We start from the raw sequence: 18,708 nt of genomic DNA, 5'->3' as shown, positions 1-18,708 counted from the left end.
GAGCCGGCGTTGCCGCCTCAGCTGAGCATATGCGACCGGAAGCGCAGCTCAGACGCCCAGGGCGTCCATGGTGTTGCGCAGGGTGTCCGCTGAATGGCGCAGGGCAGCCAGCTCGCCGCCGTCCATGGGCGTTTCCAGGACGCGGTGCACGCCGCCGCGCCCCACCACGCTGGGAAGGGACAGTGCCACCCCCGAGATCCCGTAAAGCCCCGACAGCACGGTGGATACGGGAAGGACGGCGTTGTCGTCGCGGAGCAGGGCCTCAACTATGCGCGCTCCGGAGAGGCCGATTGCGTAGTTCGTGGCCCCCTTGCCGGCGATGACCTTGTAGGCGGCCTGGACCACTTCCCGGGCGGTGGTGTCGAGGTATTCGGGCGTGAAGATGCGCTCCCCGTCCACTGTCCAGTCGCGGATGGGGACGGGGCCGATCGTGGCGCCGGACCACAGGGGAAACTCCGTGTCTCCGTGCTCACCCACCATGCTCGCGTGGACGCTGGTGACGGAAACCCCCGCCCGGCGGGCCAGCAGCCAGCGCAGCCGGGACGTATCCAGTACCGTGCCGGACGAGAAAATACGTTCCGGGGGCAGCCCGGAAATGCGCTGGGCGGCCACTGTCAGGACGTCGCAGGGGTTGGTCACCAGGACGTAGACGGCGTCCGGCGCCCGCTCAAGCAGCGGCGGCATCAGCTGTTCCAGGATGCGCACGTTGGTGCCGGCCAGGTCCAGGCGGCTCTGGCCCGGGTTTTGCTTGGCCCCCGCCGTGATGACCACGACGTCGGCGCCTTCGGTTACGGCGATATCCCCGCCGCCGCTGACGGTTGCCGACGCCGCGGCGAACTGGCTGCCGTGGGCAAGGTCCAGTGCTTCTGCCTCCGCCTTCGGCGCGTTGACGTCGAACAATGCAATGTTGCTGGCGGAGCCGCGGATCAGTGCGGCGTACGCCAGCGAGGTGCCGACGCTTCCGGCACCTACCACCACGAGTTTGGATCCTGCCATGGTTTCCGTCCTTCCCGGGGTCGTTGAGAGTGTCCTACCCGAAGAGTAGCGTGGCCCACATCACTCGACCTCCACCTAGGAGCCACCATGCCACATCTCGGACGCCGGCTCGCAGCTGTTACTGCGGCGCTGGCGATGAGCGTCACCACTGGGGCCCTCAGCCCCGCTTCCGCGGATCCGCGGCAAACCGACAAGAACCCCACGGCCACCGGCTACGGCGGTGCGGTGAGCACGGTGGACCCGGAAGCGTCGGCGGCGGCCATCGACGTCCTCAGCAAGGGCGGTAACGCGGTGGACGCTGCCGTCGCCGCGGCAGCCACCCTTGGGGTCACTGAGCCGTACAGCGCCGGAATCGGCGGTGGCGGCTATTTCGTCTATTACGATGCCAAGTCCGGGAAGGTCAGCACCATCGACGGGCGCGAAACGGCGCCGGCAGGAATCAAGCAGGATGCCTTCATCGACCCCGCCACCAAGAAGCCCTATCCGTTCACCCCGGAACTGGTCACCAGCGGCGTTTCAGTGGGTATCCCGGGTACGCCTGCCACATGGGAACGTGCACTGGAACGCTGGGGCAGCATCAGCCTGGGGGACGCGCTGAAGCCCGCCATCAAGGTGGCGGACCGGGGGTTCGTGGTGGATGACACCTTCCGCAACCAGACCAAGGACAACCAGGCGCGGTTCGCGGCATTCACCTCCACCCGGGACTTGTACCTGCAGGGCGGCAAGCTGCCGGAGGTGGGCTCGGTCTTCCAGAACCACGATCTCGCCGACACCTACCGCCTGCTGGCCCGGAAGGGCATGAGCGCGTTCTACACCGGCCCGCTGGCCGAGGAGATCGCCAAGACCGTCCAGAACCCGCCCAAGTCCCCGGACACCAAGCTCCCGGTGCCCGTGGGTTCCATGACCACGGAGGACCTGGCCAACTATGAAGCCCTGGACCAGGACCCCACGCACGTGGACTACCGCGGCTACGACGTCTACGGCATGGCACCCTCCAGCAGCGGCGGCACCACCGTGGGGGAGTCGCTGAACATCCTGGACGTGTTCGACCTTCCTGGCCTTAAGAAGGACCAGCCGGCCGTGCTGCACCACTACCTTGAGGCCAGCGCGCTGGCCTTCGCTGACCGGGGGAAGTACGTGGGTGACCCCGCCTTCGTGGACGTGCCCACCGAGGCCCTGACCGATCCCATCTTCGGCAAGGAACGTGCCTGCGAGCTCGACCCCAACCACGCGGCAGCCAAGCCCGTAAAGCCCGGTAACGTCACCTCCTACGACGGAACCTGCCCGGCGAAACCGGCGGCGCTCGCCGATGAAAAGGACACGGAGAACATCTCCACCACCAACATGACGGTCTCCGACAAGTGGGGCAACGTGGTGGAGTACACGCTGACCATTGAACAGACCGGCGGCTCCGGCATGGTTGTCCCCGGCCGCGGGTTCCTGCTCAACAACGAGCTCACGGACTTCTCCACGGTCTACAGCGCCACGGACCCCAACCGGATCGAGCCGGGCAAGCGGCCGCGGTCGTCCATGTCGCCCACAATCCTGCTGGAGGACGGCAAGCCGTTCCTGGCCCTGGGCTCCCCGGGTGGCTCCACCATCATCACCACTGTCCTGCAGACCATCGTCAACCGCATCGACCTGGGCATGAGCACCCCGGACGCGATTGCGGCACCCCGCGCCTCCCAGCGGAACACTGAGAAGGTGACGGCGGAGCCTGCATTCATCGACAAGTACGGGCCGGCCCTGACGTCCCGCTTCGGCCACAAGCTGACACCGTCGGGCGACTCGTTCACGTCGGCCTCGGAGATCGGGGCGGCCACCGCCATCGAGTTCCTTGAGGACGGGCGGACCCTGGCGGCAGCCGAGCCGGTCAGGCGCGGCGGCGGGTCGGCCATGGTTGTGAAACCGTCAAAGTAGGGCAGGCGGTGCGTTAAACCCCGACGGCGGCGCCCGGGTTCCGGAAATCCAGAACCCAGGTGCCGCCGTCGGACGTTTAAGCCTGTTACTTCTTGAAGGTCTCGGCCGGGGGGTTGGCCACCACCGGCGAAAGGCCGGTGAATCCTTCGCGGGTTTCCGCGATTTCCCGGATCCGTTTGCGGCAGGCGTACCAGCCCAGGACCATGAGGACTGATGCGATGGCGGTGACCAGCATGGTCAGGGGTGAGTCGATGAAGACCATGACCAGGACGCCCACCAGGAAGACCAGGGAGAGGTAACCAGTGTAGGGGGCCCCGAACATGCGGAAGGAGGGGCGCTCCACCCAGCCCTTGTCCGCCCAGCGCTTGAGCTGGATCTGGCACAGCACGATGGTGGCCCAGGTCATGATGATGCCCACGGAAGCGATGTTCAGGACGATCTCGAAGGCGTCGGCGGGGACGAGGTAGTTCAGCGGAACGCCCAGGAGGGACACCACCGCGGTGATGGCGATGCCGCCGTAGGGGACGCCCGCCTTGTTCATGCGGGAGGCGAATTTGGGGGCCGAGCCGTTGACGGACATGGAGCGCAGGATCCGGCCGGTGGAGTAGAGCCCGGCGTTCAGCGAGGACAGGGCGGCGGTGAGCACCACGAGGTTCATGATGACGTCCACGCCCTGTACGCCGATGGAGCCGAAGAACGTCACGAAGGGGCTGACGCCCTTCTGGTAGGACGTGAAGGGCAGCAGCAGGGCCAGCAGGATCACGGAGCCCACGTAGAACACGGCGATGCGGAAGACCACGGAGTTGATGGCCTTGGGCATGATCCTTTCAGGGTTCTCGGTCTCGCCGGCGGCGGTGCCCACCAGTTCGATGGACGCGTAGGCGAACAGGACGCCCTGCATGAGGATGATCATGGGCAGCAGGCCGTTGGGGAAGATGCCGCCGTTGTCTGAAAGCAGGTTGAGGCCCACCTGCTGGCCGTCCACCGGGGTGCCGAAGATGACGAAGTAGGTGCCGATAATGAGGAATGCGACCAGGGCGGCCACCTTGATCAGGGCGAACCAGAATTCCATTTCGCCGAAGACCTTCACGGAGACCAGGTTCAGGGCGAGGACGACGACGAGGGCGGTCAGTGCCCAGGCCCACTGCGGGACGTCGGCCATCCAGGGGACGTAGTTGCCGAAGAAGTGCATGTAGAGGGCCGCGGCGGTGATGTCCACGATGGTGGTGGTGGCCCAGTTGATCCAGTAGAACCAGCCGGAGACGAACGCGGCCTTCTCACCGAAGAATTCACGGGCGTAGGAGACGAACGAGCCCGAGGATGGCCGGTGCAGGACCAGTTCGCCCAGGGCGCGCAGGATCAGGAACGCGAAGAACCCGCACACGGCGTAAGCGATGACCAGGGAGGGGCCGGCCGCGTTCAGCCGGCCGCCGGCGCCCAGGAACAGGCCGGTGCCGATCGCTCCGCCGATCGCGATCATCTGGATCTGCCGGGGCTTGAGGTTCTTGTGGTAGCCCTTGTCCTCGGCGTGCAGGGAGGTCTCGGACGCGTGCGCGTGACCTCCGTCAATAAGGTGGTCTGGAAGGGGGGTATTTGTCATGGGGGTGTCCTTACTTGCTGAGGTTGGCCAGGCGTTCGGGGCTCAGGAGTTCCTGGAGCTGGGCATCGGTGAGGAGCCCGTGTTCGAGGACCAGTTCAGCCACGCCTTTGCCGGTGGCAAGTGCTTCCTGCGCGATGGCGGTGGCGGTGGCATAGCCGAGGTGGGGATTCAATGCGGTGACCAGGCCGATGGACTGCTCCACGGTCCGGCGCAGGTGTTCGGTGTTGGCGGTGATTCCACGGATGCAGCGGGCCGTAAGGGTGCGGCATGCTGCCTCGAGGTGGGAAATGCTCTTGTGGAGGCTGTGGACGATGACCGGTTCGAAGGCGTTGAGCTGCAGCTGTCCGGCTTCGGCGGCCATGGTGATGGTGACGTCGTTGCCGATCACCTCGTAGGCCACCTGGGAGACCACTTCCGGGATCACCGGGTTGATCTTGCCGGGCATGATGGAGGATCCGGATTGGACGGCCGGCAGATTGATTTCGCCGAAGCCGGCGCGCGGCCCTGAGGAGAGCAGGCGGAGGTCGTTGCAGATCTTGGAGAGTTTGACGGCCACGCGCTTGAGGACGCCGGACAGATGCACGAAGGCACCTACGTCCTGGGTGGCTTCGATGAGGTCGACGGCGGTCACGAGGGGCAGTCCGGTGACCTCCGCCAGGTGCCGGCAGGCCGCCTCGGCGTAGCCGGCGGGGGCGTTCAGCCCGGTGCCGATGGCGGTGGCGCCGAGGTTGATCTCATGGATCAGCAGCTCAGCCTCCGCCAGGCGCAGCCGGTCCTCGCCGATGGTGACGGCGTAGCTGCCGAACTCCTGGCCGAGGGTCATGGGGACGGCGTCCTGCAGCTGGGTGCGGCCCATCTTCACCACGGTGCGGAATTCCAGCGCCTTGGCAGCGCAGGCGTCCTCGAGTTCCTTGAGCGCCTCCAGCAGTTCCCTGGCGGCGAAGATGGTGCCCAGCTTGACCGCCGTGGGGTACACGTCGTTGGTTGACTGGCTCAGGTTGACGTGGTCGTTCGGGTGCAGCCGGGCGTAGTCCCCCTTGGGGTGGCCCAGGATTTCCAGCGCCCGGTTGGCGATGACTTCGTTGGCGTTCATGTTCGACGACGTCCCGGCGCCGCCCTGGATGACGTCCACCACGAACTGGTCGGCCAAGCGGCCGGTAAGCACGTCGTGGCATGCCCGCTCGATGGCCCCGGCACGTTCGGCGTCCAGCAGGCCAAGTTCACGGTTGGTGCGTGCGGCGGCCAGTTTCACTGCGGCCAGCCCGCGGACCAGGTGCAGGTTGGAGGACAGCTTCTGCCCGGTAATAGGGAAGTTCTCCACAGCGCGCAGCGTGTGCACGCCCCAGTATGCGTGGGCGGGAATGTCGCGGTCGCCGAGCAGGTCGTGCTCGGAGCGGACCTGTGCGGGTACAGCTGTTTCGACGGTGGTCATGGTGTCCTCACAGGGCTTCGTCGTCGTCGGGCGTGGACAGGTTATTCAAAAAGTCGATGGCCTGCAGCCAGCCCACCTGGTGGCCGCCCCCCAGTACCGGGGCGGTGGCGATGCCGGCGAGCGGCTCGGTGTCCACGCCCAGCGCCTCCAGCAGGCGGACGGCGGCGGGCATCCGGGCGCGGTCGCCGCCGTCGGAAATCTTGACGGCCACGGCACTGCCGTCGGCCAGGCCCACCAGCTGCACGCCCTCGAAGCCGTCCTTGGCCACGGCGCCGGGCAGCAGGCGCATCAGCTCGGTGACGTCACGGCCTTCGCCGGCCACCATCTGCGGGTGCTGCTGCATGGCGAGTCCGACGGCGGCTTCCGGGCTTCCGTCGTCGTCCGCGGCCGCCTGGGCGATCCGGCCGAAGGCGCGGGCCATGCCGCCCAGCGTGAGGGCGGACAGGGGGGTGCCGCAACCGTCGGTGCTCACACTGGCCGGTTCCTCCCCGGCCAGGTCGGTGACGGTCCGGGCCACCAGCTGCTGCAGCGGGTGGGAGGGGTCCAGGTAGCCCTGCACGGGCCAGCCGTTGATTACGCAGGTGGCGGCCATGGCGGCGTGCTTGCCCGAGCAGTTCTGGGTGATCTGGGTGGCAGTGCCGCCGTTGCGCAGCCAGTCCTCCCGCTCGGCCGTGCCATAGGGGAGGTCCGTGCTGTTTTCCAGGTCTGCGGGAGTGAGCCCGTGCAGTTCGAGGATGCGCAGGGCGCCGTCGCGGTGGGCTGCCGCACCCGAATGGCTTGCCGCGGCCAGGGCCAGGAGATCCGCGGGAAGTTCCAGGTCCGCGCGGACCATGGCCACTGCCTGGAGGGGCTTGAGCGCGGACCGGGGATAGAACGGCGCCACGGGATTCCCCGCAGTTGCCGCCACTGAACCGTCAGCCGCAAGGGCAATGGCGGAGCCGTAATGGACGCTCTCTACCAGGCCGTCGCGGATGGCGGCGACCAGCGGGGTGTGCTGCGGCAGGTCCAGCTCGGCCAGGGCAGCGGTGTGGGCAGCGGAAGACACGGGGGATGGCATGGGGTCCTTGGAAGGGTTGGTTGGAGTTGGCTAGCTGTTGAGGATGGAGTCCAGGGCCACGCCCACGGCCTCCAGATGGTGGGCCATGGCGGCGCGGGCCTTTTCGGCGGAGCCGGCCTCGATGGCAGCGAGGATCTGTTGGTGTTCCACGTCGGAGGCGTGCTGGCGGTCTGCCACCATGTTCAGCGTCTCGGATTGGTGTGCCAGCGCGTCCCGGATGTCAGCCACGACACTCGCGAACACTTTGTTGCCGCTGGCGCGTGCTATAGCGGCGTGGAAGCTGGAGTCCAGGGCCACCCAGGATTCCGGATCCGTTTCCGCGGCCATGGCGGAAACCACCGCGCGGAGGACTTCGAGTTCCTCTGGAGTGCGCCGTTCCGCCGCCAGTCCGGCAGCCGGAACCTCGATGTGCGGGCGGGCTTCCGTCAGGTCCCGCGCCGAATACTGCCCAAGAGTGAGGTCGCTGGCAACTTTGCTGGCTTTGACGAACGTGCCCTTGCCGGTCCTGGTGACCGTCAGGCCCAGTGCGGTGCAGGAGCGGAGGGCTTCCCGGATCACTGAGCGGCTGACTCCGTACCGCTGGGAGAGCTCGGCCTCCGAGCTGAGCTTGCTGCCCACCGGAATCGTGCCTGATTCGATGTCCTCACGGATGGCATTGAACACCGCCTCGGCAGCGCTCAGCCGGGCAAGGGGACGGGACACAGGCTGTCCTGCTGTCCGGCTGTCTGACAGGTTCACGCCTTAAATATGGCACTGGTCACAGTGGCTGTCAAACTCCCCCTAGGAGTCGGAGGGGCTGTCCAGCGGTTGGCTGGCAGCGCGCCGCCGCCGCTGCCGCCGCCGTCGTGAGCGGAAGTGCCAGGCGAGGAGTGCCGCCACCGCCACTGCGGCGATGACGACGGCGAGGTCCTGGCCCACTGCCTTCGCGACGGCCTCATAGGAGTTGCCTGCAACGAAGCCCAGCAGGACGAAGCCGACGCCCCAGGTCACGCCGCCGGCGGCGTTGTAGGCGAGGAAGCGGCCATAGGGCATCCGCGACGTCCCGGCGAGGGCGGGCATCACGGCCCGGAAGAAGGCGGTGAAGCGGCCCAGGAAGACGGCAGAGCCACCCTTGCGCCGAAGGAAGTCCTGCGCGTTCTCCAGCCTGCCGGAGTGGCGGGCCAGCATTTTTGTCTTCAGGATTCGGGTGCCCAGGTGCTTGCCGACCTCGTAGCCGACGCTGTCGCCAAGGATGGCGGCGGCCACCACCAGGGCCATCATGGTGGCCAGGTCCACCTCGCCTCGGCTGGCCACCACCCCGCCGAGGACGGCAGCTGTTTCACCCGGAATGACGAAGCCGATAAACAATGCGTCCTCGGCGAACACCAGGCAGAAGACGGCGATGTACGCCGCGAGCGGGCTGACGTTCAGAAGGCCGTCGATGAAGCCCGTCATGACGTGATTCTATGCCTGCCGGACCGTGACCGGTCCGAACTTTGCCAGGAACGGCACCCGGCCCAGCACTGACAGGCCGAAACGGTTCCACAGGCCGGTCAGGAATGCAGCCCCGGTGGCCGCGGTGAGGAAGGACGCCGCGACATCGGTGGGGTAGTGCACGCCGAGATAGACGCGCGAGAAGGCGACGGTAACCGCCACGACGATACCGAGGGTGGCCGCGGGCCGCTGCCACCTGGTGCCACGGGCCAGTAGGAAAACGGCAATGGCCAGCGCGGAGGCCAGTGCGACGTGTCCACTCGGGAAGCTGTCCGTTCCCGGCTCTGGGATCAGCAGGGGTGCGGTGTGGTCATGGCTGAGTTCGGCGTCCACCGACATGTCCGCTGAGGTCAGTGCGGGAATGAACCGCAGGGCCAGGCCAGCCGCCACGATCAACACTGCCGCGATGAGGGGCGCGGCGATCCAATGCCGCAGCTGCGGAAGGACCGCCATGCGGACGGCCGCAGGCTCCGCCGGGGGTGCTGCCTGCGGGGAGCGGTTGGTGGGGGACATCAAGGTTCAGCCTGGTTCTTTCGCCGGTTAAGGTACCTACGAGTATGCCCACGTTCTCCTGAAAAACCCCTGACAGTGCCGACTTTTGTCTGCCAACCGGAATTCGCTGGTTCGCTATAGGCACGTACGTGCCTATAGCGAACCCTTTACCGGTCTGCCCGGGATAGCTAGGCTGGCAATCAACAGAATCGGCACGTTCATTCCTATCTAAGGGGGTCCAGGTCCAGGTGCTGAACGAGTTTCCGGACCGTCTGGCGGCGGACGTCCGCGCCCGGCGCAAATCCCTGCACTTGACCCAGCGTGACCTTGCGGACATTGCGGGCGTATCCGAACGGTTCATCCGTTTCGTGGAGCAGGGAAAGCCCAGCGTCCAGTTGGATTCGCTGCTTTCGGTGCTGGACACGTTGGGGCTCGAACTTCGGATCACGCCGCGGACCAGCACGGCCGTCCGCGCGCTCGCGGGCGCGGACGCCGGAGACGGCGGTGCCGCAGAATGAGGCATCGGATAGCTGACGTCTACAAGGCTGGCGTCCTGGCCGCGAAGCTTGAGAGGCACGATGGCGGGACCAGGTTCAGCTACCTTCCTGCCTACCTGGCGTCCGGGGGACCCGCCGTCGCGAGCTCCCTGCCGCTCACCAGCGAACCCGTCCTGTCCGCCGCCGGTGCTGCCCCGCCTTACTTCACTGGCCTTTTACCGGAGGGTCGCCGGCTCAACGCGCTTCGCCGGTCAATCAAAACCAGCGCCGACGACGATCTCTCGCTGCTCATCGCGGCGGGTGGGAATCCGGTGGGGGACGTGCAGTTAGTTGGCCATGGGGAACCTGTAAACCCGGACGAGCATGCGGTGCACCTCGACTCCGGGCGGCCTGTGGACTTCGAACAGCTCATCGGGGACCCTGACCTGATCGACCCCGTGGCGCTCGCCGGCGTGCAGGACAAGCTGTCCGCCGGGATGATCTCCCTTCCCGTGGCCAACGCAGGCAAGCGGTACATCCTCAAACTCAACGCCCCCGAATTTCCGCATGTGGTGGAGAACGAGTTCGTCATGTTCCGCTACGCAGCTAAGCTGCGGATTCCCCTCAGCAGTGTCCAGCTGATCCGCGATGTTGCAGGGCGGCCCGGGCTGCTGGTGGAACGGTTCGACCGGGTCCCGCTGCCGGGCAGTGGACCGGGCGAAGTACTTTCCCTGGCTGTGGAAGACGGGGCGCAGGTGCTGGGCCTATACCCGGCGGACAAGTACAACGTGGGCTACGGGCAAGTCTGCAACGCGCTGGCGCATCACTGTTCAGCGCCGCTTCCCGCCCTCCGGAACCTCGCCATCCAGGCCGCGTTTGCATGGCTCACGGGCAACGGCGACCTGCACGCCAAAAACGTGTCCATGGTCCAGGATCCACACGGGGAGTGGGGGATCGCCCCGCTTTACGACATTCCCTCAACAGTTGTTTACGGCGACAAGACCCTGGCGCTGACCTTGGGCGGCAAGCGGACCGGCATATCCCACCGCCACTTCGTTGGCTGGGCGGCGGGGCTCGGGCTTCAGGAGCGTGCAGCAGCCAAGGTGGTGGAGTTGGCGCTCAGGGCGTCCGGACCGTTGCTTAGTGACCTTGAGGCAGGGACGGCCTTCGGCGCCGTCGCTCGCTTCGAGGGGAACGACGACGGCGGCTCGCCTTTTCCTGGGATGGTCACCAGGGCGTGGGTCAAGGAGCTGAAGCACCGCCGTCGATTGTTCGAAGGATGATGCGTTCCCAAACTGGGCCTAGAGGTGCTGGATGCCTGCCCGCTGCATCGCATCCCGGTAAGTTTCCACGCTCTTGGCGAGGAGCTCTTCCTGCTTGGTCTCAGAAACGGCAAAGGCCCTGCCGCCGAGCGCGGAGGCCTTATAGATCTTAATCCCGCTGTTCTTGAGTGATGAATGGTAGGTCTTCTCGAACAGGGTCAGGAACGTGGAGGCGTCGGTGCCGTGCGCGATGATCGCCGAAACCCGGGAGTTGATTTTGAGGAACTGGCGGAACGGGCGGAGACCGTCGGTCTTCTCCTGGACACTCAGCGCCGACGGGCTACCGGTCTCCCGGACCCAGGGGTACGCATTCCAGGGCATGACGTAGCGGGGGTTCAGCTCGGCGAGCTCGTAGATCTGGGTGGCGCGGCGGGCCGCTTCATCGTCGTTGTTGTGGGAGACAAATCCGGACTCGGTCCCCTTGCCGGGACTGGCCTGGAGGCTGATGATCCTGCACTCATCTTCGTCATGGACCGGGTCGATGTAGGGGACAGTGGAACCGGGCTTCTTTTCCATCAGTTCTTCGCAAAGCTGGGATACCTTTGCGATATTCGGTTCCTTTAGCAGGGCCTTTTTTTCGTCCCAATCAATCGTCACGATTTCTCCCTTGGCAGCGAGGCGTCCAGAATCGGCGTCCTATGTCACTCTACGCTTCCCCGGGGAGGGGTGGGCACACTGATTCCCTCAGCACCCCTGCCGGTGCCGTGCTGAGGCCGCCTGCCTGACTATTGCCGTCGACGCAGGTGCTGGTTTTGAAGTTCGTCAAGTTGCTCGTCGGTCAGTTCATCGAAGGCGCCGGCTTCCCTCTTGTCGCTGCGTGAGAAGCGGATGAACATGAGGATGATCAATGGCAGGTCCAGTAGTTCGCAGATGAACCACAGCAGGTTTCCCGCAAACTGCTGGTCCTGGAGCGCGTCCCTGAACCACCATTGGGGATTGGGAACTGACATCACGTTGTCGAGCACCTGGCCGTTGAGGCTCAGCAGGATCCCGGGGACCGCGTCGATCAGCAGCTCGATGAAGACGAACATGAATTCCAGGGTGAGGTAGGCGCTGGACCGTTGAAAGTCGGACTCTTCGATGATGGGAAGCGCCATCAGCAGGCCCAGCAGTGGGACGGCCAGGGTGAGGAGTGCACCGGCCACGGGGTCGGTCCGCAGCGTGTAGAAGGCCGGGGTGAGGAAAGTGGAGAAGAGCGCCAGGCCCAGCAAGGGTGCGCCGAATGAATTGCTGACGAAGCGTATCGGCCGGCTGGACAGGACTGCGTCCAGCGCTGCCCTGCCATTGGCCGTCGATGCCGCCCGGGCGAGGGTAAGGGGCTTTCCCAGCCCGATGAGCAGCGGAACAACAAAGAGCAGCAGGGATATCTTGAGGGTGAACGCCCACCGTTGCTGCGGACCGTAGACTCCGGTGAACCCGCACGTCAGGATAACAAACGAGCCCAGGCCGAGAACGTAGAACGCTACCGCCCGCCACGCCGGCCAGCGGTGGCCCGTCCGCGCGGCTGACCTCATTCCCCACCCGTACAGGACCCCGGCCAGCATGACGAACGCAGCGGCTGCCCAGTCAAGTTGCCAGGAGGACATAAGGATCTCAAGGGGTGGCACGCGCCAATGCTAGGCGGTGTTCCTGAGAGCTGCCTGTCCGTGTGCCCGGCAGTGGTGGTGCGGTGGAGTGGTAGGTGTGGCCGGTTGGGGTGGTGGTTGCGACGGTGTGGCGTGGGCCGGGGATGGGTTTTGCGGTCCAGCCGGGTGTTTCTTTGGTGTGGTTGCAGGCTTCGCAGAGGCCTTGGCCGTTGCCGGCGCTGGTGGGTCCGCCGTTGTGCCAGGCGGTGATGTGGTCGTGGTGCCTGATGGGGGCGTCGCAGTACGGGGTCCGGCAGGTATCGTCGCGGATTTGGAGGAAGCGTTTCAGCCCGGCAGGGAAGATCCGGGCTTTGGAATCGATCGCCACCAGCTCTCCGGCGCCGGGTGCGGTGTACAGGCGGCGGACCCACAGTCTGAGTTCTTCAACGGCTGCCGGGCCGGCTGCTGGTGTTCCAAAGTTGCTTGACCCGCCGGTGAGGGCGATGTCCCGTGCCCAGGGTGCCGGGACCGTGCCGTAGCCGGGGAGCCTTGCTGGTTCGGCGTCGGCCTGGAGGAGGGTGCGGTCGGTCATGACGAGCTGGATCTCCACGCCGCTGATCCCGCCCGGAGTGTCGGTGATCCTTTCGACGAGGGTGTCGGCCATGACCTGCCCCCGGGACCGGTCATCCCCTGCCGAGCGGGCGGCATCAGCCTCCTTCCCGAGGGCGGCGTACGCGGCCACACCCTGTGTGACCGGCAGCAGCGCGGTCAGGTAGGTCATGGTGTCAGGGGCAGGGCGCAGACTCACACACCGTTCCGTGACCGCACGTGCGGCCCGCTTAGCGACCGAGGCAGGGTCCCGCCGGTAGGCGGCGGCGCGGACGGTGGCGATGATCGATTTGTCGCCTGCGCCGTCCAGGGTGCCGGTGTCGGCGGCGAGTTCCTCATCGACCCCGGCCCGGTCCTCCACCGAGAGGCAGATGGTTTCCTTCACGATCAGGGTCACCCGCCACTCATTCAGTCGACCGCTCCGGAACGCCGCGAATGTGCGGGGCATCCCGGTGAGGGCCTTGGCCAGCCCCAGCAACCTCGACCCCCGGGCCGGGGACTCCCGACGGGCCAACGCGATCTGCGCCGCGACCCCTGCACCCTGCTCCTCCACCGGCACCCCGGCCGCGGCCTGCTCCCGCCGCTGCTGGACATCCAACGCCACGGCAAGCCGGGCCTGCTGCGCGCCCGCCAGGCACTTCACGTCCTCCCACAGCCGCATCTGGTCGATCATGCCTGCACCATCGGCCGGCACAGGAACGCGGGCGAGCAACCCCAAGACAGCAGCAAGGGACGGCGTAGCAGACGAGCCGCGTAGCGCTGGCTCATCAGCAGCAAGAACAGCAGTCGGGGACTCCGGCGCATCAGCAACGGTGGCAACAGCAGGCGAAGAGCGAGACAAACCAGCAGCAAAGGGCACCTGGGGCTCCGCCCCCACCACTGCCACCGTCCCCAAAACCGCTTCCATAACCAAAGTCTTCCACCGGGGCGAGACAACCACAGCCACCCAAAACCCTTATGTGGAAAACGCAAACGCAGTAGCAGTCGCAGGACGTGCTGTTCAATGGATTATGCAGTTCACCAGGAAGGGCCTGAAGGCCGAGGGTTTCGCTGGCTTCCGGCCGATCCAGGACCTCGAAACCATGAGGATCCCGCAAGGAACAGGCCTCTTCACCGTCTTGGCTCCGGAAGATTTCCAGCCGCGCTTCCTCACGAAGAGCACCGCGGGCGTCTTCAAGAAGAAGGAACCATCCCTCCCCGCAGCCGCGCTGAAAGCCGAGTGGGTGGACGGCGCCGTCGTTCTCTACGTGGGAAAGGCCGGGCCCGGAAGCAAAGGTAACCGGGGACTGCGACGCCAGATCCAGGAGTTTGTGGACTTCGGGCAAGGCAAGCCGCCCGGGCATTGGGACGGGCGGGCAATCTGGCAGCTTGCCGACGCCGGATCGCTGGCCATTGCGTGGAAAGAACTCCCGGCGGAACAACTGAATGAAGCAGAAGCGGCTTGCCATTCCGCCTTCGTGGCGGAATTCGGTCGGTTGCCGTTCGCTAACCTCGTGCAGGCGCGCACCAGGTCCGGCGGGTGACGTCTCCAGCCGCGCTTAAGCCGGCCCCCGCAGGCGCTCCATCTCGCGGCGGTCCTTCTTGGTGGGCCGGCCTGCGCCCCGGTCCCGTTGAGGCAGGCCAAGCGCCGGCAGTACAGGCCGCGGGGGAGTGTGGTCCGAGAAGCAATGGGAAGCCGCCTCGGCCCCCACACGTTTGACGATCAGCCGGCGCACTTCGAGGATGCGCTCGTAGCCGGACATCCGTACCGTCACGGTATCGCCGGTGACGAGGGTTGCAGAGGCCTTGGCCGGGGTGCCGTTGAGGCGTACGTGGCCGGCACGGCAGGCCGCGGTGGCGGCGGAGCGTGTCTTGTAGGCGCGGATGGCCCACAGCCACGCATCAATGCGGGCGCTGGCAGGGGAGGACGGAAGGCTGGTCATGGCTGGCACCGAGTATAGCCCCGCCCCGAAGTGAGCCGTGCTATTCGACCGTGACGCGCACCTGCTGCACCACGTTGTTGCCCATCCCCTGGTAGTTCCAGTTCTGTTCGAGGGGCTGGGTGGCCCCGGTGATGTCCGTGGCGCGGCAGGCCAGGACGTGCTCCCCGGGGTCAGCCACCCATGGCAGGGTCCACCTCCGCCACGCGTAACCGACTGCCGGCTTGTCCAGGTGGGCAGGCAGCCATGAGCCGTCGATTCCCACGTCGACGGCGGTCACGGCGCCTTCCCCTGACCACGCCCTGCCTTCCAGCATGACCGGCCCCGGGCGGAGGAACCGTTGCCGCGTAAAGAAGTCCGGGACACCCGGGGGAACCATCAGCGACCGCACCCTGATCCGCGAAACCGGTGTGCCGGCGTCGTCCGCGGAGTCCTGGTAGCGGTAGGCAACCTGTTGCTGGAACCCTGTGAACGGCGCCTTGACCACATCGATGGACTGCAGCCATTTGACGCTGGCCATCCCGTACCAGCCAGGGACCACCAGCCGCAGCGGGTAGCCGTGTTGGGGCGGCAGGTCGGTGCCGTTCATTTTGTAGGCGAGGACGACGTCGGGACGCAGCGCTTCACGGATCGGCAGGCTCCGCGCGTACTGCTGGGGGACGCCGCCCTGTACCCCGGCATCGGCTCCGGTGAAGACCACCTCCACGGCGTCCGGCTGCACCCCTGCCTTGCCCAGGAGGTAGGCCAGCGGAACCCCGGTCCAATGGGCCGTGCCAACCGCCTCCAGGACCCAGGGCTGGCTGAGTGGCCGGGGCTCCAGGAGGGACCGGCCGTTGCCCGCGCATTCGAGGGTAACGCGCACGGTGATGGCCGGATCCCGGCGGAGGGCTGCCATGCCCAGCTCCAGGGCACGTTCAACCGCCCCTCCGATCCGCAAATGCCAGGACGGACCGTCGAGGTCTGGAATGTCGAAGTGCGTGAGCACGTAGTGGAGCCCCGGCGGCGTGACCTCCCGGCGGAGCGCCTCAAGCGGCATGGAATGGTTGCGGGCGGCGAGCTGGAGCTCCTCCGGGGTGAGCGGGCCGGCCGTAGGCTCAGCGGCCGGCGGCAGCCCCGGCGCCGGTCCCGCGGCTGGCTCCTGTTGGGTGGACTGCTGGTTGCTGTAGTTCATGGCGGTGCGATTCTGATCGGCGGACTGAGGACGCCCCCGCCACAGGTCTACGCCGGGCCCACCCGCCCGTCAACGCTTAAAAGTCCGCGTTACAGAACCGGCCGCGTCAGGAAGTCGGCGAGGCTGATGGGGTCCTGCCCGGTCAAGCCGTGAACGTCCGGTGAAAGCCCGGCCATCTCACCCGCCGCCATCGCCGTATAGGTGCTGACCCACGCGTCCAGCTGCCACTGCGGCGCACCGTAGGAGGCCCGTGATGCGTAAGCTTCCTCCACCGTCTCCGGCTGGTACCTGACGGTCCGCCCCGTGCCGGCGCTCAACACCTCGGCGGCCTGCTTCATGGTCAGTTCCTCCGGGCCGGTCAGGTTGTAGGTGGTGGCCTTGTGGATGGCCGGATCCCTCAGCACGGCATGGGCGCAGCGGGCAATGTCCTCCCGGGCCACTCCCGAGAAAACGCCGTCGCCTGCAGGCCCGCGGATCACGCCGTCGTCTCCGGTCATCAGCGGCAGGAAGTCGAGGTAGAAGTTGTCGCGCAGGAATGTGTATTCCATCCCGGAAGCCTTGATCCGTTCCTCTGTGGCGTAATGGTCCCGGGCCAGGGTGAAGGTGGCATCCGGCGCGGCCCCGTAAAAGGACGTGTACACCACGTGCTCCACCCCTGCGTCCGCAGCGGCGTCAACAAACGCATAGTGCTGCTGCAGCCTGTCTTCGGCCTCCGCGGCGGACACCATGAACAGGACTTTGGCCCCGTCCAGCGCCTGCCGTGACGCCGCGCCGTCCGCGTAGGAACACACCACGGCGTGCGCGCCGTCCAGCTGCGGCGCCCGGGCGGCATCGCGCACCAGCAGGCGCTGGGCGAAACCGGACGCGGCAAGATGCCGCGCCACCATTCCGCCCAGGCCGCCGGTGGATCCAGTGACCGCAAGCTCCGGCAGCTCCGGCACGGCTTACGCTTCCCGGGTAGCCGGCGACTTGGTCTGGGCAGGGTCCCGTTCGGCGAGGCCACCGATGGCGTCGTCGATCCGCTTGAGGACCTCCGCCTCCAGCTTCACGCCTGCCGCCCCCACGCTGTCAGCAATCTGCTCGGGCCGGGAGGCCCCCACGATGGCGGACGCAACATTGGGGTTCTGCAGCACCCACGCAACCGCAAGCTGCGGCATGGACAGCCCCGCCTCCTGGGCAATCGGCTTCAGCTCCTGCACGCCGGCCAGGACGTCGTCGCGCATCCAACGCTGGATCATCTTGGCACCGCCCTTCTCATCCGTGGCCCGGCTGCCCTCGGGAGCCGGCTGCCCGGGCAGGTACTTGCCGCTGAGGACCCCCTGGGCCATGGGCGACCAGACGATCTGGGACACACCCAGCTCTTCCGACGCCGGGACCACATCGGCTTCGATCACGCGCCACAGCATGGAGTACTGCGGCTGGTTGGAGATGAGCTGGAAGCCGAGTTCCCTGGACAGCTTGTGGCCCTCGCGGAGCTGGTCCGCGGTCCACTCGCTCACGCCGATGTACAGCGCCTTGCCCTGCCGGACAATGTCTGCGAAGGCCTGCATGGTTTCTTCCAGGGGCGTTTCGAAGTCGTAGCGGTGGGCCTGGTACAGGTCCACGTAGTCCGTCTGCAGCCTGCGCAGCGAACCGTTGATGGATTCCATGATGTGCTTGCGGGACAGGCCTAGATCGTTCTTGCCCTTGGGCCCGGTGGGGCCGAAGACTTTGGTGAAGATTTCCACGGATTCGCGGCGCTCATCCTTCAGGGCCTGGCCCAGGACGGTTTCCGCGGCCGTGTTGGCGTAGACGTCCGCCGTGTCGAAGGTGCTGATGCCGGCGTCGAGGGCCGCGCGCACGCACTGCGTTGCGACGTCGTTTTCCACCTGCGAGCCGTGCGTCAGCCAGTTGCCGAAGGTGATTTCCGAGATTTTGAAGCCACTGTTTCCGAGGTATCTGAATTCCATGGGTTTCACGCTAACCCAGATGGTTGCTCAGGGTAAGGGCTTAGCCGTTCTCCTTGGCCTGCTCCTTGAGCACCTGCTGCGGCCCGGCCAGGGAAACAAGGGACCCGGTATCCAGCGGCGGCAGGGGATGCAGTGGCTGGGGCTTCTTGAAGGACCTGGGCATTTCGTGCGGCGGCCGGTGATTGTGCAGGGCGGACTCCACCAGCGGAGCTACTTCGGAGACCTTGTCGGCAGGGACGGCCGGGTCCGGAAGATCCCGCACGGACAGTTTGATCTCGGGACGTTCAGCCCGGGCCCTGGCCTGGGCGCGCCTGTCCGCTTCGGCAACGGCAGAGGCCCAGTCTTCGGCGAGGACGCGGGGATCGGGGCGGGCCGCGGCAAGTTTGGGATGGCGTTCGACGGCGGTGCGCAGCGACTTCTTCAGCCGGTTTGGCTTGAGTGCGGCGGCACGTTCACGAAGCAGCTTCCTGCTTCCTGCCTGCTGCGCGGGCGCGCCGGCAAAACGCAGGGAATCCCGCTTGCCGGGACCGCGCCCGAACAAGGCCATCAGCACGACGGCGGTCAGGCGGCCCAGGCCTGCGAGGACCAGGGTGATGACTCCGAGCAGGAAGAGGACAAGGAACATCAGGAGAGCAACACCCATGGTGCCCAGGAAGGTCAGGTTGAGGACGAGAGTGTCCGGGTGCTCCACGTCATCTCTCCTCTCTGCCAACATCCTGGGTTCGGA

The 18,708-nt window shown here is 66.5% G+C and carries 19 protein-coding genes; 4 read left to right on the top strand and 15 right to left on the bottom strand.

All coding sequences use genetic code 11. The features are described from left to right. Positions 1-48: 48 nt before the first annotated feature. On the bottom strand, positions 49-996 hold the full coding sequence (locus IEW19_RS09855; RefSeq protein ID WP_188571453.1) for an L-lactate dehydrogenase: 948 nt from the start codon (positions 994-996) through the stop codon (positions 49-51). 87 nt (positions 997-1,083) lie between these two features. Here IEW19_RS09855 and ggt point away from each other — a divergent pair, with 87 nt between their 5' ends. After that, positions 1,084-2,916 (top strand): gamma-glutamyltransferase, encoded by a 1,833-nt coding sequence (ggt, locus tag IEW19_RS09850; protein ID WP_188571452.1) that lies wholly within the window; start codon positions 1,084-1,086, stop codon positions 2,914-2,916. An 85-nt stretch (positions 2,917-3,001) separates the two neighbouring features. Here the strand turns inward: ggt and IEW19_RS09845 are convergent, their stop codons facing one another. The 6 genes from IEW19_RS09845 to IEW19_RS09820 are packed head-to-tail and all read right to left on the bottom strand — an operon-like array spanning position 3,002 to position 8,991. Continuing rightward, positions 3,002-4,516 (bottom strand): amino acid permease, encoded by a 1,515-nt coding sequence (locus IEW19_RS09845; RefSeq protein WP_188571451.1) that lies wholly within the window; start codon positions 4,514-4,516, stop codon positions 3,002-3,004. A 10-nt stretch (positions 4,517-4,526) separates the two neighbouring features. Continuing rightward, on the bottom strand, positions 4,527-5,948 hold the full coding sequence (locus tag IEW19_RS09840) for an aspartate ammonia-lyase (RefSeq protein ID WP_188571450.1): 1,422 nt from the start codon (positions 5,946-5,948) through the stop codon (positions 4,527-4,529). 7 nt (positions 5,949-5,955) lie between these two features. Next, a complete protein-coding gene (locus IEW19_RS09835; protein ID WP_188571449.1) occupies positions 5,956-7,005 on the bottom strand; it encodes an asparaginase in 1,050 nt (349 codons plus the stop codon). Positions 7,006-7,035: 30 nt separating this feature from the next. Then, a complete protein-coding gene (locus IEW19_RS09830) occupies positions 7,036-7,743 on the bottom strand; it encodes a FadR/GntR family transcriptional regulator (RefSeq protein ID WP_188571448.1) in 708 nt (235 codons plus the stop codon). A 42-nt stretch (positions 7,744-7,785) separates the two neighbouring features. Beyond that, entirely contained in the window at positions 7,786-8,439 is a 654-nt protein-coding gene (locus tag IEW19_RS09825; RefSeq protein ID WP_188571447.1) for a DedA family protein, read from the bottom strand. A gap of 9 nt (positions 8,440-8,448) precedes the next feature. After that, positions 8,449-8,991 (bottom strand): phosphatase PAP2 family protein, encoded by a 543-nt coding sequence (locus IEW19_RS09820; protein WP_229748412.1) that lies wholly within the window; start codon positions 8,989-8,991, stop codon positions 8,449-8,451. Between the two features lie 227 nt (positions 8,992-9,218). Between IEW19_RS09820 and IEW19_RS09815 the strand changes: the two genes are divergently transcribed. Beyond that, a complete protein-coding gene (locus IEW19_RS09815) occupies positions 9,219-9,488 on the top strand; it encodes a helix-turn-helix transcriptional regulator (protein WP_188571446.1) in 270 nt (89 codons plus the stop codon). Beyond that, complete coding sequence (locus IEW19_RS09810) at positions 9,485-10,729, top strand: type II toxin-antitoxin system HipA family toxin (protein WP_188571445.1); 1,245 nt, start codon at positions 9,485-9,487, stop codon at positions 10,727-10,729. The genes IEW19_RS09815 and IEW19_RS09810 overlap by 4 nt, the downstream gene beginning before the upstream one ends. Positions 10,730-10,747: 18 nt before the next feature. Here IEW19_RS09810 and IEW19_RS09805 read toward each other — a convergent pair whose 3' ends face one another. The 3 genes from IEW19_RS09805 to IEW19_RS09795 all read right to left on the bottom strand — a co-directional run bounded on the left by IEW19_RS09805 (position 10,748) and on the right by IEW19_RS09795 (position 13,615). Further along, a complete protein-coding gene (locus IEW19_RS09805) occupies positions 10,748-11,365 on the bottom strand; it encodes a uracil-DNA glycosylase family protein (RefSeq protein WP_188571444.1) in 618 nt (205 codons plus the stop codon). A 128-nt stretch (positions 11,366-11,493) separates the two neighbouring features. After that, positions 11,494-12,375, bottom strand: coding sequence for a cytochrome c oxidase assembly protein (locus tag IEW19_RS09800; protein ID WP_188571443.1), 882 nt, complete (start codon positions 12,373-12,375; stop codon positions 11,494-11,496). Beyond that, a complete protein-coding gene (locus IEW19_RS09795) occupies positions 12,362-13,615 on the bottom strand; it encodes an HNH endonuclease (RefSeq protein WP_188571442.1) in 1,254 nt (417 codons plus the stop codon). Before IEW19_RS09795 ends, IEW19_RS09800 begins: the two co-directional genes overlap by 14 nt. Positions 13,616-13,952: 337 nt before the next feature. Between IEW19_RS09795 and IEW19_RS09790 the strand changes: the two genes are divergently transcribed. Beyond that, positions 13,953-14,465, top strand: coding sequence for a hypothetical protein (locus IEW19_RS09790; RefSeq protein WP_188571441.1), 513 nt, complete (start codon positions 13,953-13,955; stop codon positions 14,463-14,465). A 15-nt stretch (positions 14,466-14,480) separates the two neighbouring features. Here the strand turns inward: IEW19_RS09790 and IEW19_RS09785 are convergent, their stop codons facing one another. The 5 genes from IEW19_RS09785 to IEW19_RS09765 form a co-directional block, all read right to left on the bottom strand. Next, on the bottom strand, positions 14,481-14,864 hold the full coding sequence (locus IEW19_RS09785; protein WP_188571440.1) for an RNA-binding S4 domain-containing protein: 384 nt from the start codon (positions 14,862-14,864) through the stop codon (positions 14,481-14,483). A 40-nt stretch (positions 14,865-14,904) separates the two neighbouring features. Then, a complete protein-coding gene (locus IEW19_RS09780; protein ID WP_229748411.1) occupies positions 14,905-16,032 on the bottom strand; it encodes a sulfite oxidase in 1,128 nt (375 codons plus the stop codon). An 89-nt stretch (positions 16,033-16,121) separates the two neighbouring features. Then, positions 16,122-16,973 carry an SDR family oxidoreductase gene (locus IEW19_RS09775; protein ID WP_188571439.1) on the bottom strand — a complete coding sequence of 284 codons (852 nt, stop codon included), beginning with the start codon at positions 16,971-16,973 and terminating at the stop codon, positions 16,122-16,124. Between the two features lie 3 nt (positions 16,974-16,976). After that, positions 16,977-17,981, bottom strand: a complete 1,005-nt coding sequence (locus tag IEW19_RS09770; RefSeq protein WP_188571438.1) for an aldo/keto reductase family protein — start codon at positions 17,979-17,981, stop codon at positions 16,977-16,979. A gap of 40 nt (positions 17,982-18,021) precedes the next feature. Next, positions 18,022-18,672, bottom strand: a complete 651-nt coding sequence (locus IEW19_RS09765; RefSeq protein ID WP_188571437.1) for a hypothetical protein — start codon at positions 18,670-18,672, stop codon at positions 18,022-18,024. Positions 18,673-18,708: the final 36 nt, after the last annotated feature.

The sequence above is a fragment of the Arthrobacter liuii genome (assembly GCF_014639275.1).
Classification (GTDB): domain Bacteria; phylum Actinomycetota; class Actinomycetes; order Actinomycetales; family Micrococcaceae; genus Arthrobacter; species Arthrobacter liuii.
This window is presented reverse-complemented; position numbering and strand designations above follow the sequence as displayed.

Excerpts from the sequence above, each read along its gene's own strand:
- ggt (WP_188571452.1), top strand. The coding sequence starts at position 1,084 with ATGCCACATCTCGGACGCCGGCTCGCAGCTGTTACTGCGGCGCTGGCG.
- IEW19_RS09835 (WP_188571449.1), bottom strand. The coding sequence starts at position 7,005 with ATGCCATCCCCCGTGTCTTCCGCTGCCCACACCGCTGCCCTGGCCGAG.
- IEW19_RS09825 (WP_188571447.1), bottom strand. The coding sequence starts at position 8,439 with ATGACGGGCTTCATCGACGGCCTTCTGAACGTCAGCCCGCTCGCGGCG.
- IEW19_RS09795 (WP_188571442.1), bottom strand. The coding sequence starts at position 13,615 with ATGATCGACCAGATGCGGCTGTGGGAGGACGTGAAGTGCCTGGCGGGC.
- IEW19_RS09810 (WP_188571445.1), top strand. The coding sequence starts at position 9,485 with ATGAGGCATCGGATAGCTGACGTCTACAAGGCTGGCGTCCTGGCCGCG.
- IEW19_RS09820 (WP_229748412.1), bottom strand. The coding sequence starts at position 8,991 with ATGTCCCCCACCAACCGCTCCCCGCAGGCAGCACCCCCGGCGGAGCCT.
- IEW19_RS09855 (WP_188571453.1), bottom strand. The coding sequence starts at position 996 with ATGGCAGGATCCAAACTCGTGGTGGTAGGTGCCGGAAGCGTCGGCACC.
- IEW19_RS09780 (WP_229748411.1), bottom strand. The coding sequence starts at position 16,032 with ATGAACTACAGCAACCAGCAGTCCACCCAACAGGAGCCAGCCGCGGGA.
- IEW19_RS09785 (WP_188571440.1), bottom strand. The coding sequence starts at position 14,864 with ATGACCAGCCTTCCGTCCTCCCCTGCCAGCGCCCGCATTGATGCGTGG.
- IEW19_RS09840 (WP_188571450.1), bottom strand. The coding sequence starts at position 5,948 with ATGACCACCGTCGAAACAGCTGTACCCGCACAGGTCCGCTCCGAGCAC.
- IEW19_RS09845 (WP_188571451.1), bottom strand. The coding sequence starts at position 4,516 with ATGACAAATACCCCCCTTCCAGACCACCTTATTGACGGAGGTCACGCG.
- IEW19_RS09790 (WP_188571441.1), top strand. The coding sequence starts at position 13,953 with ATGCAGTTCACCAGGAAGGGCCTGAAGGCCGAGGGTTTCGCTGGCTTC.
- IEW19_RS09770 (WP_188571438.1), bottom strand. The coding sequence starts at position 17,981 with ATGGAATTCAGATACCTCGGAAACAGTGGCTTCAAAATCTCGGAAATC.